The sequence below is a fragment of the Fluctibacter halophilus genome, assembly GCF_020687825.1.
GTDB lineage: Bacteria > Pseudomonadota > Gammaproteobacteria > Enterobacterales > Alteromonadaceae > Fluctibacter > Fluctibacter halophilus.
The window spans coordinates 21,064-37,192 of the sequence record NZ_JAJEWP010000002.1; the positions used below are offsets into that span (position 1 = coordinate 21,064).

11 protein-coding genes are annotated in these 16,129 nt (G+C 53.5%); 4 read left to right on the top strand and 7 right to left on the bottom strand.

Going from position 1 to position 16,129, the window contains the following annotated elements; all coding sequences use genetic code 11:
• Positions 1 to 10: 10 nt before the first annotated feature.
• The 5 genes from LJ739_RS08895 to LJ739_RS08915 all read right to left on the bottom strand — a co-directional run bounded on the left by LJ739_RS08895 (position 11) and on the right by LJ739_RS08915 (position 5,789).
• On the bottom strand, positions 11 to 628 hold the full coding sequence (locus LJ739_RS08895) for a PEP-CTERM sorting domain-containing protein (RefSeq protein ID WP_229159549.1): 618 nt from the start codon (positions 626 to 628) through the stop codon (positions 11 to 13).
• 188 nt (positions 629 to 816) lie between these two features.
• Positions 817 to 2,826: an asparagine synthase (glutamine-hydrolyzing) gene (asnB, locus tag LJ739_RS08900; RefSeq protein ID WP_229159551.1), complete on the bottom strand. Its 2,010-nt coding sequence runs from the start codon at positions 2,824 to 2,826 to the stop codon at positions 817 to 819.
• 18 nt (positions 2,827 to 2,844) lie between these two features.
• On the bottom strand, positions 2,845 to 3,918 hold the full coding sequence (locus LJ739_RS08905) for an aspartate/ornithine carbamoyltransferase family protein (protein ID WP_229159553.1): 1,074 nt from the start codon (positions 3,916 to 3,918) through the stop codon (positions 2,845 to 2,847).
• A gap of 102 nt (positions 3,919 to 4,020) precedes the next feature.
• Entirely contained in the window at positions 4,021 to 5,451 is a 1,431-nt protein-coding gene (locus tag LJ739_RS08910; protein ID WP_229159555.1) for a sodium:solute symporter family transporter, read from the bottom strand.
• Between the two features lie 2 nt (positions 5,452 to 5,453).
• On the bottom strand, positions 5,454 to 5,789 hold the full coding sequence (locus tag LJ739_RS08915; RefSeq protein WP_229159557.1) for a hypothetical protein: 336 nt from the start codon (positions 5,787 to 5,789) through the stop codon (positions 5,454 to 5,456).
• A gap of 149 nt (positions 5,790 to 5,938) precedes the next feature.
• Between LJ739_RS08915 and LJ739_RS08920 the strand changes: the two genes are divergently transcribed.
• The 3 genes from LJ739_RS08920 (at position 5,939) to LJ739_RS08930 (ending at position 10,719) form a co-directional block, all read left to right on the top strand.
• Entirely contained in the window at positions 5,939 to 7,186 is a 1,248-nt protein-coding gene (locus tag LJ739_RS08920; protein ID WP_229159559.1) for a Zn-dependent hydrolase, read from the top strand.
• 236 nt (positions 7,187 to 7,422) lie between these two features.
• Positions 7,423 to 9,357 (top strand): aconitate hydratase, encoded by a 1,935-nt coding sequence (locus LJ739_RS08925; protein WP_229159561.1) that lies wholly within the window; start codon positions 7,423 to 7,425, stop codon positions 9,355 to 9,357.
• Positions 9,358 to 9,363: 6 nt separating this feature from the next.
• Positions 9,364 to 10,719, top strand: coding sequence for a class II fumarate hydratase (locus tag LJ739_RS08930; RefSeq protein WP_229159563.1), 1,356 nt, complete (start codon positions 9,364 to 9,366; stop codon positions 10,717 to 10,719).
• Here LJ739_RS08930 and LJ739_RS08935 read toward each other — a convergent pair.
• Both LJ739_RS08935 and LJ739_RS08940 read right to left on the bottom strand, forming a co-directional pair.
• Complete coding sequence (locus tag LJ739_RS08935) at positions 10,716 to 11,198, bottom strand: MarR family winged helix-turn-helix transcriptional regulator (RefSeq protein ID WP_229159565.1); 483 nt, start codon at positions 11,196 to 11,198, stop codon at positions 10,716 to 10,718. The genes LJ739_RS08930 and LJ739_RS08935 overlap by 4 nt on opposite strands.
• A 32-nt stretch (positions 11,199 to 11,230) precedes the next feature.
• Positions 11,231 to 13,201 carry a BCCT family transporter gene (locus tag LJ739_RS08940; protein WP_229159567.1) on the bottom strand — a complete coding sequence of 657 codons (1,971 nt, stop codon included), beginning with the start codon at positions 13,199 to 13,201 and terminating at the stop codon, positions 11,231 to 11,233.
• A 278-nt stretch (positions 13,202 to 13,479) separates the two neighbouring features.
• On the opposite strand from LJ739_RS08940, the gene LJ739_RS08945 reads away from it, so the two are divergent.
• Entirely contained in the window at positions 13,480 to 16,128 is a 2,649-nt protein-coding gene (locus LJ739_RS08945) for a TonB-dependent receptor (protein ID WP_229159568.1), read from the top strand.
• The last annotated feature ends 1 nt before the right edge of the window (position 16,129 follow it).

Sequence of the window (16,129 nt, forward strand, 5' to 3'; positions counted from 1 at the left end):
CGAGATTTGATTACGCGTTGGCTTTGCGACGGATTGAACCCATGCCCAACAGAGCCAATCCAAACAGCGCCAAAACAGACGGTTCTGACACGCCGGTGGCTTGCCGTGATACGTCGGTGGTATGGCCCTGAGAATACAGGAAGCGGTGTCCGCCAATCACGGTGGTCACGTTACCAAACACACTGGGCATGATGATATCGGCATCGGCCAGCATGTTCATGGTCAGTGTTGCATTCACGGTGATGGTGTCGCCGATGCTTAAAGTATTGGGCGTTAATTCAAACAGGAATGACACGTCTTCCGGAGTCCAGGGCGCCTGGAAACCCGGGCGGTATTGCCATCCGCCCCACCAGTTCAGTGCGGTAGCCGCGCCACCGTTAACTGACATGGTGCCTGAGCCACCAACGCGAGCACCATCGTGAACAGAGCCCCCACCGGGCAGAAACACGTCCAGCAGGGCAACGTACAGAATATTGTCTGTCTGGTTGGCCGTCAGCGTATAAGACTCGTTGATCACTTCCATGGTGATTTCGTTGCCATTCTGGGAAAAGATAAACGCTGCATTGGCTGCGCTGGTAATACTCAGTAGAAGTGCGCCGATCAGTGCTTTAAATCCTAGTGCTTTCATTTTCACGTCCTCGCGAGTGATTTAGCTATTTTCGTGCTTAAAATTTAAACAGCAAAAAACGCACCATAAATAAAATATTGATAATAAACAGTTGGTTATGATATTTAACGGAGGCGGTTGTAACAAATTTGTAAAGTAATCTGACACAAAAAAGGCAGGGACCCCTGCCTTTAATGCGTCGCTTTCGGCTATACGACCCAGCCCAGCGATTGGGCCTTTTCGTAAGCCAACTGACTGACATCCTGGGCAATAAAATGATGATGCAGCAACATGACACCCAGTACGTGATTGAGCACGGCGTCAATCTGTACTTTATCGGCGTCGGGGGTCGCTGGATCTTCTTGCTTGGCGATCAGTGTGGCCAGATAATCCTGATCGATCAGATCGGTGGATGCCAGGCTTTCATCACTCACATAGCGTTTCAATAGTGCCCGCAGTTTCTGCCACTTGGCATCGTCGGTGTGTGCCGGTGGGGCCATAAAGGCAAATTTTTCCCGCTTGTACAGGGTCTCCGGCAAAACGCCTTTCATCGCTTCGCGCAACACATACTTTTCCTTATTACCCCGGATGCGCATCTCTGGTGGAATTTGGCAGGCAAATTCGGCCAGGTGGTGGTCGAGAAACGCCGGCCGGGCTTCCATGGAGTTGGCCATATCCACACGGTCACCGCCCCAGGTTAGGATTTGGCCTTCAAGCATGGTTTTTATCCACACATACTGGGCCTTATCCAGGGGATGACGATCCTGTAGGTAGGTTGCATCGAGTTTGTGGGCAATCGCCTTACCGGGTTCATAGTCGGCGATTTCGTCCCGGCGGTTGGGGTGGATCAGGTGGCGTGCGTATTCACTGCAGCCTAACCAGGGTTGCAGGCAGGAAGGGGTAAAGCCGACCTTGTCATTGATGTCGCTGGAGCTGTATTCATCCTTGGGCAGCATCGCACCACTGAAAAGCTTATTGTTGCTTTCCAGCGCAGCGCGCCAGTCTTTGGCCTGTTCTGGATCAAGGCCTTCCATGCCGTGCAGGAACATGTCCTTGCGAAACGCCGGATAGCCGGCAAACAGTTCGTCAGACCCCTCACCGGTCAATACCACCTTATAGTCGACGTGTTTTACGTGCTGACTCATCATCAGCTTTGCCACCGCCAGGGTATTGTAAATGGTGCGTTCAGTGTGCCAGATGGTGCGGGAAAAATTGTCATACAGCAGATCAGCATTAAGGTTGAGGATGTCTTGATCCGCCTTAACACTGTGCGCCATCTCGGTGGCGATATCGGCTTCATCATAATCTTTATTGTCGAAACTGATGGTAAATGCTTTGATCGGATCCTGGTGGTACGCTGACGCCAGACCGAGAATCGAGCATGAATCAATCCCACCAGACAAATAGCAGCCCACCGGAACATCGGCGTTGAGACGCAGGTTGACCGCTTCAATTAACTGGTCACGTACCCCTTGCACATAATAGTCGTCCTCGCGCTGAGGTCGGGTGCCCGCCAGGGGGAAATCCATATCCCAGTATTTTGTTGTTTCGACCTGAAACTCGCCGCCGTTACGGGTGATTTTTAGCATATGCCCCGGCTCGACTTGTTGGATCCCTTTGAAGGCCGTTGTGCCTGGTACCATCACCTGAATAAGCTGGTGGAACAGGCCGTGGGTGTCGATTTCGGCGTTGACGTCCGGGTGGGCCAGTACCACTTTGACTTCCGAGCCAAACACCACGCTGTTGTCGGTGATGGTCCAGTACAGCGGTTTGATGCCGAATCGGTCCCGCACCAGATACAGGGCATCCTCGGCATCATCATACAACGCAAAGGCAAACTCACCCCGCAGCAAGGGAAGGGTGCCGGCCATGCCAAGTTCCTGATACAAATGAGGCACGATTTCCGAATCACTTTTTGACTCGAAATGCATGCCTTTGGCCGCGAGGTCGGTGCGAATACGCTGATAATCGTAAAACTCACCATTGTGCACAAACATCAGGTGGCCACCGTGCAGCCAGAATGGCTGGCGGCCACGGTCTTCGTCGAGGTCAATGATCGACAGCCGCGCATGGCTCATGCCGACGCCCATGTTTGCTGGGTTACAATAACCGTAATTGTCCGGGCCGCGATGGTGCTGGATCGCGGCCATGTTGACCAGGGTTTGAGAATCGATAGGGTCACCCGGTTGACGGGCAAAAATACCTGCAATACCACACATAAATCGGAAGCCTCGTATTTAAATGATGTCGAGTACCCGTTCGGCGCGTCGCACCAGACAGGTCAGTAACGCCTGGCGCAGAAACACCGCACCACGGGCTTGGGCGAAATACCAGTTATGAGAGGTGTCATCGAGGCTGGTACATAATTCTTCTCCACGGGCCAGTGGGTGCAACACGATGGCGTCAGACTTCAGCGGAGACGCTGCATTCAAGTGGAAGACCTTGCCGTAGGCATTGAATGAATCGCCCTCCCAGGCAATGGCATTGATATACACCACATCGGCCTGAGGAAGCTCAGGGTCGAGTTCATGGCGTAGCACCACATTGAGGCCGGCTTCTTCGACCTGCTCACGTTGCTCTTCGTCAAACATCTGCTCATCAGGGTTATCATTCACTATGGTCAGCCGGCCAATCATTTCAGGGAATATGCAAAACAGCTTGATCAGACTGCGTACGGTACGCATTTTACTCGGCAAGCCGACGATACAGATGTTGATCGGGTCCGGGTTGTCATCGCTGATCAGGTTGGGGCGCCATTTCAGGATGGTGTATAAATCCGCCAGTGCCTGGGTCGGATGCTCGTCGGTACCGTTGCCGGCGTTGATAATGGGAATGCGTAGTGCCCCCATCATCTCCCGTACGGAATGCTCATTGGAGTCCCGCAGCACCACGCAATCCCCGTAGTTATTAAACATTTCGCCCACGTCCGCCAGACTTTCGCCTTTGGCGATGCCGGTAGTGGAGCGGTCGGTGATCGACATGATGTCGCCGCCGAGACGGTGCCAGGCACTCTCAAAGGATAATCGCGTACGGGTACTGGGCTCATAGAAGGCCGAAATCAGTATTTTTCCCTGCAATGAAGAGCTGAAGCGATCCGGATTCGCCTCGTATTTGGCGGCCAGACGGAACAGCTGCAACAAGGTGTCACGATCAAACTGATCCGATGAAAAAATGTGTTTGTTGGTCAGTTTTTCCAGGTGCTCACCGTCCTCGATGATCGCCCTCAGCAGGTTCTTGGGGTGCGCACATCCGTATACGTCCGGGCGGGTTTGATCGAATCGTACAACCGCTTCCAGATCCTCTTTTACCATAACCTTTTGCCTTTTAAATCCAGGCACAATTGCAGCAGTAGGTACAGTGGTACACACACCGTGATGCCAAGCGCCAACACGACGATAAGGGTCAATGCTAACTCACTTAAGTACACGGGGAGCCTCCTGCAGTTGTTGCCAGTCAAACAAGGTTGTTGCGCGGGCAAGACCTACCCGACACACCAACAGCGAAACGCTGCATGACACAATTGCAGCGACGTAAAAACCCACCAGAAAATAGCCGCAAAGACCGCTCACGGTGCCCAGCGTCATTGCCAGAGCGGCCCACTTCCCGGTCAGGCGACGATCAAAAATACCGTACACAATTGGCCAGATAGTCGACGCCACAAATGCGCCAGTGAAATTCAGCAGCGCGCCAAGGGTGGCGAGTTTAGGCAGAGAAATCAGCCAGGTGGCCAGTCCCAGCAAGACAATGATGACTTTGCTGGCTTTGAGCAAAGACATATCGTCGCTGTCCGGGCGCAGTAGTTTGCGAAACACGTCCTGGGTCAGTAAATCCGATGTCGCAGCCAGCAGCGAGTCCATGCTGGATGCCAATGCGGAGAACACCACTATGAATACAAATACGGCGCCGATGTCACCGAGCAGTTTCGCTGCCACCATGGGGCCAACCATGTCCGGGCTGGGTGGCACGACACCAAGGGTCACGGCTGCCAGTGCCACGAATCCGGTCACAATCGGAATGGGAAGCCACAACAATCCGGCAGTAAAGTAGGAGCGGCGCCCGATACCAGGGGCAAACGCAAATGCACGGGACCACCAGACATTGGAATGAAAGATCTCGCCAATACCGAAAAACACGTTATTGAAGAAAAACATGATGGCGGCGGGGAACAGCAGGTTGAGCAATTCCGGCTGACGGGCACTGAGCTCGGTGTGTAGCGTCTCAAAACTCACCGTGTTGATACACACCACGGCGATCACCACCACACCGATGATGATCACAATAGACTGTACAAAGTCAGTGGCAATCACCGCGCGCAAACCACCCATCAGGGTGTATCCCACACAGATCAGCAGAATCGCCGTCATTCCGGTCAGGTAGCTGAGATCACTCAGAGCACTGAGCAGCAAGCCCCCAGCCATGCTCAGACTGACCAGCCATCCCAGGGCATAGCACAGCGAAATGATGATAAACACCGCCCAGGCGGCGCGGCCATAGCGCGCCAGAATAAAGTCACCACTGGTGAAACCATGGGGCATCAGTTTGCGGATCCGCTCTGCCAATGGGGCGAACAGTAACAACCCCAGCGCCGCCATGCTGTATCCCAACATGCCCCAGACACCGAATTGCAGGGTTAGCTGTGGGGCCACCAAGGTGGTGTTACTGGTGATCCAGGTCGCCATTGCCGTTGCGGTTGCCAGGGCAAAACCAACGTTTCTGCCGGCCAGAGCAAAATCGTCCAGGGTTTTGTTCTTCCGCCCCAGATACCATCCCCAGGCGAGCCAGGCAACACCAAAGGCACACAGAATAAGCAGGGCAGATGTACTGTCGATTTGGACGGCTTGCATGTTCAGTCTTCGCTGCGTTGGTAATTAAACAGGGTGACAAGCAGTGCAACAAACACGGCAAGACCGAGAATGAACAGGCCACCTGCCTGCCACAGTGGATAGTGCTTTACCGTAAACGGCGGTAATGACTGTGTGCTGCCATCTTTTGCTTGCAATACGGGCTGATACTCGCCATCGGGTAAACCCGACACAAAGGCGAGATCCTGTTGGTGCAAAGGGTAGGTATAGGTGATGACGGCATTGTGTTGCTTGGGTAATAAAGTTAACCGTTCATACATTGAGTTCTTATTGTTAACATTCAGGCTGATGTAGCCTTCACGCACCTGCGTAGCGCTCACGGAATTGCCGCTAAGCGCTATTAAGAGTAGGACCAACAGCATGTAGATGATTCTTGGGTTCACCCGATTCACCTTTTATCGCAGCGTGAAAATCACACTAACAACAATTTGAACTATATTCAATTTTAGTTGAAAACCGAGGAGCTGTTATGGCCGATTATCCGCACATTAATCTGTCACGTTTGCAAGACGATCTCACAGACTTGTTTCAAATCGGTTACAACCCGGATACACGGGGGGTTACCCGGTTGGGGTTTACCGACACCGATATGCAAGCCCGGCATTGGTTGCTGGAGCGATGCAGTGAGGCGGGTTTACACGCTGAAATGGACGGTGCCGGCAATGTGGTGTGTCGCATTGATAAGGCGCCTGCCAACAAGGTCGTTGCAACAGGGTCGCACATTGACTCTGTGATCGACGGCGGGATGTTCGATGGCACCCTCGGCGTTTTGGCGGGGATTGAATGTCTGCGCGTGATCAAGGAGCAAGGGCTGACGTTGGAGCATCCTCTGGAAGTGTATGCGTTTGCCGAGGAGGAAGGACGGTTCGGCGGCATGATGGGGGTGCAGGCTCTGATCGGTGATATTACGCCCCAGTGGCTGATGTCGGCACACGATGTCAATAATGTGTATCTGCACGAAGAAATGCGCCGTTGTGGCTTCGAACCGATGGATGCCTTGAAAGTGAATAAAGAGCCGGGCTACTTTCACGCCTACATTGAACTGCACATTGAGCAGGGACCGGTGCTTGAAAAACAAGGTGCATCGATTGGGGTCGTCGAATCCATATCCGGTGTGTTTAAGTGGATCGTGCGACTGATTGGTAAATCAAATCATGCCGGCACCGCGCCGATGGATTTACGCAGTGATGCGTTTATGGGCCTGGCCGACTTTGCCCATGAAATTCCCCGCATCATTGATGAAGAGGGAACTGATAAAACCCGCCTCACGGTCGGCAAGGTCGAGCTGAAACCCGGCCAGGCACATACGGTACCGGGGGAAGCGGAGTTTACGCTGGTGGGACGGGATGTCGACAATGACGTCATGAAAGCCGTGGCTGATGCCTGTCGACGGGTATGTTCTGCCATCGCACGTAAACACAACCTGATGTTTGAATTTGAACAGATGAGCTGGCTGGATCCTCAACCCATGCACCCGACGCTGATCGACAGCATCGCCCAGCGTGCAAAAGACAGTGGTTGCGAATATTTGGTGATGCCCAGTGGCGCGGGTCATGATGCGCAACATATGGCCCGGGTCACTCGTGCAGGCATGATTTTTGTCCCCAGCGTTGGTGGAATATCTCACGCGCCGGATGAGTGGACCCACTGGCAGGACATTGAACGTGGAGCCAATTTGTTACTGCACAGTTTACTGCACGAGGCGATAATAAAATAAACTGAACTCAAATTAATATGAGGATATTTGTCTGGAGCCGTGATTTGATTAAGTAATTGAAAAATAACAGCAAAAAAATCCTATATCGTCATCTTGTTTGATTTGGGGTTGAAATAATAAATTAGAACACAAATAATATTGTGAAAGGTGCATGCCGCATGGGCATGTTTACACAGTGATTTTTGACAGCCATGCGGCCATACGCTCAGCACATTCGCGAGAATTGAGGAGGAAACATGGCCCGTAATGTGGCGCAACAACTGATTCATTCGCATTTAACCCAAGGACAGGCTGCCCCGGGTGAGAGCATAGGCCTGACTGTAGACCAAACCCTTTGTCAGGATGCCACCGGTACGCTGGTGATGCTGACACTGGAAGCCATGGGGCTAGACCGGGTAAAGACGGAAGTATCTGCCCAGTATGTCGACCACAACCTTATCCAGGAAGATCACAAAAACCCTGATGACCACGCTTATTTGCGCCAGGCGGCGCAGCGCTTTGGTGTCTGGTTCAGTCGTCCTGGTAACGGTATCAGTCACCCATTGCACATGCAGCGCTTCGCTATACCCGGCAAAGTTTTGATCGGGTCAGACAGTCACACCTGTGCCAACGGCTGCATGGGCATGTTGGCGATGGGCGCCGGCGGTGCCGATGTTGCCATGGCGATGGCAGGGAATCCTGTGTATATCAATATGCCCAACATCTGGGGCATTGAGTTGACCGGGCACCTGCCTGACTGGGTCAGTGCCAAAGATGTCATTCTGACCCTGCTGCAACGACATGGCGTATCCGGCGGGGTCGGAAAAGTGCTTGAGTATTATGGGCCCGGTGTTGCAACCCTGAGCATGGATGATCGTCATGTGATCGCCAACATGGGGGCAGAGCTGGGTGCGACAGCATCGGTCTTTCCGTCCGATGATGTGACCCGCCGCTATCTGGGCAGTGTCAATCGCGCCGACCAGTGGGTTGAGTTACGCGCTGACAAAGGCTGTGACTATGACGAACATGAGCACATTGATTTGAGCAAGGTGGAACCGATGATTGCCAAGCCGTCCAGCCCCGGCAACGTTGTCCCGGTACGTGAGGTGGTGGGAGAGCCTATCGGCCAGGCCTACATTGGTTCATCCGCCAACCCGGGGTATCGGGATTACGCGGTGGCTGCCGAAATGGTAAAACATCGCCGGGTACCGTCCAGTGTCTCTTTTGATATCAACCCCAGCAGTCGGGACGTGTTGCAGCAACTGTCTGACGACAAGCATTTGAGCCATTTGATTTCGGGCGGTGCGCGATTGCACCAGGCCGGGTGCAACGGTTGTATTGGCATGGGGCAGGCGCCAGCCACCAAAACCAATAGCCTGCGCACAACCCCACGCAACTTTCCAGGTCGTTCAGGCACGGCAGATGACCGTGTGTGGCTGTGTTCACCGGAAACGGCGACGGCCTCTGCATTGGCGGGGGAAATTACCGATCCCCGTAGCATGGACATGGCCTATCCGACCTTTGATGTACCGCGCAATCTGGATGTGGAGACAACCGCGTTTGATGCCCCCGTCGAAGGTGTGATCCCGACCGCCATTGAGCGTGGGCCCAACATCGCGCCATTGCCGGACAGCGAACCGGTGGGGGATACACTGGACATTCCTGTTTTGCTGAAAGTCGGCGATGATGTTTCGACCGACGAGATACTTCCGGCAGGTGCGGAAGTGTTGCCCTATCGCAGCAACATCCCCAAGATTGCAGAATATACCTACCATGCGGTCGACCCGGATTATGTGCAGCGAGCCATGCAACACAAATCTGAAGGTGGACATGCGATTGTCGGCGGCGCCAACTACGGGCAGGGCTCAAGCCGCGAGCACGCGGCGCTGGCGCCTCGCTATCTTGGCTTACAGGCGGTAATAGCACGGAGTTTTGCCCGCATCCATTTCCAGAATCTGGTCAACTTTGGAGTGTTACCGCTGGTATGCGCCAATGATGAAGATCATCAGACCTTGCAAGACGCAAAGCGCATTGAGTTAACGGATGTCAGGGAAGCCATTGCTCAACAAAAGCCGCTGAAGGCCCGTATTGACGGCACAGACAACGTCATTGAACTAGACTTGTCGTTGTCGCAACGGCAACGGGATATCCTGCTGGCCGGGGGGATTGTGCCCTGGGCTCGCCAGCAATAGACATCGATGACTGACAGAAGCAAAAGTACCGCGCCGTTGTACGGCGAACAAACCCAATTGGCATTGCAGAACTTCACACTCAGTGGAGAGACCCTGCCGAGGCCTTTTTTACGGGCGCTCGGCTGGATTAAAAGCGCAGCCGCCTGGGCCAACGGCGAGTTGGGACTGTTACCTGCAGAGCATGCGCAATGGATTGCCCGCAGTGCGTTGCAGGTAGCCAACGGAGATTGGGATGCGCAGTTTCCGCTGGATGTGTTTCAAACCGGCTCAGGCACCAGCACTAACATGAATGCCAATGAAGTGATTGCCACATTGGCCAGTCGCGAGATGGATGACACCGTACACCCCAATGATCATGTCAATATGGGCCAGAGCTCCAACGATGTGATCCCCAGTGCCATACACCTGAGTGCGGCCATTGAGTTGCAGCAACGTGTTATTCCGGCTGTACATGGATTGGCTGGTCAATTAGAGGCCCTGGCCAGACAGTATCAGGATGTGATCAAAACCGGTCGAACCCATCTCATGGATGCCATGCCGATCAGTCTGGGCCAGGAGTTTTCCGCCTGGGCGGCACAGCTGCACGCGGGGATTGCCCGGTTGCAGGCGGTAACCCCGCGTCTCCATCAACTGGCTTTGGGCGGAACCGCGGTGGGCACCGGGATCAACGCCCATCCGGAATTTGCCCATCTTGCCTGCCAACGACTGAGTGAACTCAGCGGGCTGGATATTACCCCTCATCCCAATCCATTTGTTGCCATTTCGGCGCAGGATACTGCCGTGGAGTTGAGCGGGCAACTCAACACCCTGGCGGTCACTCTGATGAAATTGTGTAATGATTTACGCTGGATGAACAGCGGCCCAAACAGTGGACTGGGAGAGTTACAACTGCACAAACTGCAAGCGGGCAGCAGCATTATGCCGGGTAAAGTTAACCCGGTGATACCGGAAGCGGTAGCGATGGTATGCGCACAGGTCATGGGCAATCATTGTACGATGACGGTGGCAGGTCAGTCGGGCAACTTTCAACTCAATGTGATGCTGCCGTTGATGGCCGCCAATCTGCTGCGCAGTATGCATTTGCTGGCGAATGGGTGTGAGCATTTGCAGGTCAAAGCGCTGGCCGATATTACCGTCAATCGCGAGGCTCTGTCACATCAGGTCAATCTCAACCCGATGCTGGTGACGGCGTTGAATCGACGGATTGGTTATGATCAGGCCGCCAGGATTGCTCAACAGGCAATGGCAGAAGGACGCCCCATCATTGAAGTGGCTGAGGCGATGACCGATCTATCGAGTGAGGAACTGCGCGGTCTTCTTGACCCTCGCCATCTTGCCTATCCCCACCAAGAAAAAGATTAGAGCAGGTTTTTTCCGTCGATGCTGCCCACTTCAAGCACCGGTGCGGCATCAATTTTTTCCGCGTCCATCATGCTGGCAATACGCTGCATCGTTGCGACCATCTGGCTTTGTTCCCATTCGGCCAGATCATTAAAGCGGTTGATGAAATGCTCCTGTAACGGCAAAGGGGCATCATTCAGGGCTTGCTGTCCTGTTTCACTGAGGAAAACCCCCACTCGACGCTTGTCTTCGGTGCTACGGATCCGTTTGACCAGTTCACGCGCTTCGAGTCGATCGAGGATGCTGGTCACCGTTGCCGGACTGAGATTAATTTTCTCCGCTATCTGGCGAACCATAAACCCCGGTTCGCGGCCAATCTCCTGCAACACCAGCAATTGAGGCCCGGTCAGGCCAACTTCTTTATTCAGCTGTTTGGAGCGCATATCGATGGCACGGATCACCTTACGCAGTGCAACCAGCAATTCTTCATCTTTTTTCAATGTTCGTTTTCCTGAAAGGTCCTCGCCGGGACTCATTGCAGTAAATGCAGAAAGTGCAAATGTTTATGGTATTGATCAACGATGTCATTGATGACCGCCGTTTTTGACCATCCCATGATGTCGTAGTTCTGCCCGCCTTCGGACAAGTGAACTTCGGCACGATAGTATGTCTGATCATCTGCGGAGTCCAGTGTCGGTTGATCTCCGTGGGCGAATTCCGGTTGCTGATGCACGACACAATACACGGCATATTCAAAATGTGGCTGATCACCATGTGATACCGTCAGCAAAATGCCGTTTTCAACCTCACTGACAGTGCATTCGAAATGGTGTCCCTGCAGTTCCTCGGCAAAGGACAAACAGCTGTTTTTCACTGTGGTGTTGATGAACCGCGACACGGTCTGGAGACTGGGATAATCGACAATGGTATGCAGCCGCTCTTTCCAGCTTTCCTGATGTTGACCGCCGGTGATCGAGAGTGGACTAAAGGCAAGGCTTTCCCGTTTGTACGCTTCAACCCGCAGGGCCTTAAATAATCCGAAAAGGGCGAGCAGCAAAACGATGGCGAAGGGTAATGCACTGGCGATGGTCATGGTTTGCAGGGCGTTAAGGCCACCTGCCAGTAATAGGATTGCCGCGACCAGCCCGACGCTGCTGGCCCAATAAATACGCTGCCACAGAGGGGTGTTGTTATTACCGTTGGAGCACAGCATGTCGACCACCATGGCGCCGGAATCACACGAAGTCACGAAAAACACAACCACCATGGCAATAGCAATCACCGACAACAGTGAAGACCATGGGAACTGTTCAAGGAACAGGAATAATGCCACCGGGGTGTTGTCATTCGCCAGACTGCCCAATTGCTCGTTGCCGTGGTTAAACACCATGTCGATGGCGCTATTGCCAAAGAAGGTCATCCATACCAGGGTAAAGGCGCTGGGTACAAACAACACGCCCATCAGGAATTCGCGCAACGTGCGGCCTCGGGAAATGCGGGCAATGAATACGCCGACAAACGGCGCCCAGGCTAACCACCAGCCCCAATAAAAAATCGTCCATCCGCCCAGCCAGTCGGTTTTCTGATAGGCAAACAGATTGAACGTATTGCGGACAATGTCGGACAGGTACGCGCCGGTGTTTTGCATCAATGCCGTTAGCAGGAACACGGTTGGCCCCATGATCAGAACCAACAGCAGCAGTCCCACCGCAAGTGCCATGTTGAGTTCCGACAAGCGGCGAATGCCTTTGTCCAGACCGGACACCACCGAAATCACCGCCAGCAAGGTGATACCGATGATGAGGCTGATCTGGGTGGCCAGACTTTCTGGCACGTCGAGCAGGTAGTTGAGGCCGGCGTTGATTTGCAGCACGCCAATACCCAGCGATGTTGCCACACCGAACACGGTACTGATCACCGCAAAGATATCGACCAGGTGACCGGGCCAGCCGTAGATTTTATTGCCGATGATTGGAAACAGTGCGGAACGTAGCGTCAGGGGTAAATCGAGACGAAAACTGAAATACGCCAGGATCAGTGCCACCACGGCATAAATTGCCCAGGCGTGCAGCCCCCAGTGGAAAAACGTCATTTTCATGGCTTCACGCACAGCATCCACTGTGCCTGCTGTGGCCGTCGGTGGTGAAAGATAGTGCATCAGGGGCTCTGCCACGCCGAAGAACATCAGACCGATCCCCATGCCGGCCGCAAACAGCATGGACAGCCAGGTGATGTAAGGATAGTCGGGGCTGGCGTGATCGGGGCCGAGCTTGATTTCGCCATAACGGGACAGGCCCAGAAACAGCGTGCTGGTAAGGATGATGGCTACCGTCATGACATAAAACCAACTGCCATTGTCAACAATGCCTGCCTGTACGTAACTAAACAACTGCTCCGCCTGTTCCGGTGCCAGCAAGGCGCCCGTCAGCAATAACAAAATACACCCAGAGGCAGTAAAGAAAACGATGCGATTCAATGGGGAGGTAGTCTGGTTATCGGTCAAGCAATGTCTCCTGGGTTGTGTTGACCGCAAATGTTCACAAGGTACGGTACTGATAATTGCTTAGAGTACGACATAAATCGAAGGAAATAAACGTCGTATCCTAACGTATTGAACCGGTTCTTCAGCCCTTTTTCTCTGTCGTTGCGCCAACGTTGCTTCAGCGTAACTGTCAGTGTGGCCTGTTTTTTTTGTGGATTTGACGTACAATGAATCTGTTCAGGACGAATAAAAAGAACACAATTTAAAATCTTGTCACACTCAACCGAGGATCTTTACCCATGCGAAAGACCAAGCTAAGTTGTGCCATCATAGCCGCATTGGCAGCGCCTCATGTCGCGACTGCACAGGAAACCGGCGCAAAAGCCCAGATAGAAACCATCGAAGTTACCGCCCGTAAACGTACCGAGTCGATTCAGGACATTCCTGTGTCTGTTACCGCCCTTAACGGCGAGGCGCTGGAAAACCTTGGCGTGGACAACTTCCAGGATTACGTTGAATTCCTGCCAAACGTGGTATTCCAAGGGACAGGCCCCGGTCAGAACGAAATTTACATTCGCGGCGCAGCCACCACACAGACAAGCATTGCAGTATCGACTGTTCAGGCCTTGCAGCCCTCTGTGGCCTTTTACCTGGACGAACAACCCGTATCCATGCAGGGGCGTAATCTGGATATTTATGCCACCGATATGGAGCGGGTAGAAGTGTTGCCTGGCCCACAGGGTACGCTGTTCGGTGCCAGTTCACAGTCAGGTACGGTACGTATGATCACCAAGAAGCCTGACCACACCGGTTTTAGCGCGGGCTTTGACGGCAGCATCAGTTTCACCAAAGGCGGTGAAATGAGTAACTCTGCAGAAGCCTACATGAACTTTACCCCGACCGATGACCTGGCTGTACGTCTGGCCATGTACAATGAAGTACAGGGAGGCTGGATCGATAATGTGCTGAATGTGCCCGGAGAGGGTGGTTATATCGGCAGTGCGGTGGTGATTGACCGCATCTCCGGTGGCGTGTTGAGTGATCCGCAGAACACGCCGGTTGAGTCGCCGATCAATGATTCTCTGGTCGAAGAGGATTTTAACGATGCCAGCTACACCGGTGCTCGATTGGGCCTGTCCTATCGCTTCAATGATGATTGGGACTTGCTGGTACAGCATACCCAGCAAACCTTGGCCACCGAAGGCGTCTTTGCCTATGACCCTAACCTTGACGGGGAAAGCAGTGCCAACCGGTTTGTGCCGGAAGATAACGATGATGATTTTGGCCTGACCACCTGGACCCTGGAAGGGCGGCTGGACAAGCTCGAACTGGTCTATACCGGTGGCTATCTGGATCGGGATATCGATTCCACCATTGACTACACCGGCTATACCAACGGTGGATTGTTTGCCGCCTACTATGTGTGTAATCACTATGAAGCGGCTACACCTGCGGATGAGCGTTGTCTGGATCCGACCAAGTGGTACAAGGAAGACACCCAGACCTCACGGGTCACCCATGAGTTCCGCGTTAACACCGACAGTGCCGAGCGCTGGCGCGTCACTGCAGGGGTTTTCTTTGATGAACAGGAGCTCAATACAGTGGGCAAATTCCAGCTCGGTAACACCGACCTGGGCTTTTTCTCTGATCTGAACCGCACCACCGTAGGCACTGAAGGCATCAACAGCAACGGCGGACCGTTTGAGTCTGACGTCAGTTTTGTTAATGACATTACCCACAGCATCGATCAGATTGCTGTGTTCGGGCAGTTTGAGTTCGATGTCACCGACAGCGTGACTGCCAGCCTGGGTGCCCGTTGGTACGAAATCGATGACACCTTTAAAGGCTCGACCACTACGGTTGACGTGAGTCGTCGTATTCGCGCGTTTGCCACCCAGAATGCGGATGAATTGATTGCGGTAGGTGAAGATCCTGCCCTGGTAGAACAAGCCATTGCCAATGGTCAGTTGGAAGTCGAATTGCTGGATGACGACGGCACCCTGACGGTCGACGATACCATCCTCAAAGCGTCCATCGACTGGAAAGTGAATGACGATGTGTTGCTATTTGCTACCTACTCCGAGGGCTTCCGTCCACCGGTGACCAACCGTGTTGGTGGTGGCTTGGCTTCGAATCAGAACGGCGCCTTTGATGGTTTCCGCATTCCGGTTTACTCCACCACCGATACCCTGGATAACTATGAGCTGGGCCTCAAAGGTGATTTCCTGGACGGTATTCTGCGTGTCAATGCAACAGCGTACTACTCTGAAATCACCGATTTGCAGACCTCGCGCTTCGATCCCACCAACATCAGTTTCCTGGTCTTTACCGATAACGTCGGGGATGCGGAAATTCGCGGTTTGGATGCCGATATCACCTGGCTGGCAACCGACAACCTGGTCATCAACAGTGCGTTCAGCTGGCTGGATACGGAGCTAACCCGCACCAATGCTGAATTGCAGGGCATCGCCATTCCCGAAGGAAGCCGTTTGCCGTTTTCGGCAGAGTTCTCGGGCAACTTGCGCGCCCGTTACTACTTCGAACTGGACAATGGCATGGAAGGGTATGTCAACGGCTCGATTGCGTATACCGGTGACCGTCTGGCCGGTATGACCATGGATGCTTACGTGCTCGAAGATACCACTCGCCTGGTCTACGGTGTCGGTTCTGGTTTGTCTATCGAGCAGGAAGCCGCGGTATACGAAGGTGTGACGTATGCGGACTCCAACGGTCAGACCTTCAAAGGGGGGCGTTACGTACAGGACAGCTATGTGATAGCCAATGTTGCTGTCGGCTTCACTAAGGACGAGTGGAAAGTCGAGTTCTTTATCGACAATCTTACCGACGAGAGCGCGATCCTGAATGTGGACACCCAGCAATTCACTCCCAAAGTGGTCACCAACCGCCCACGCACTGCCGGTGTGCGGGTGTCTTACGACTACTTCTAGG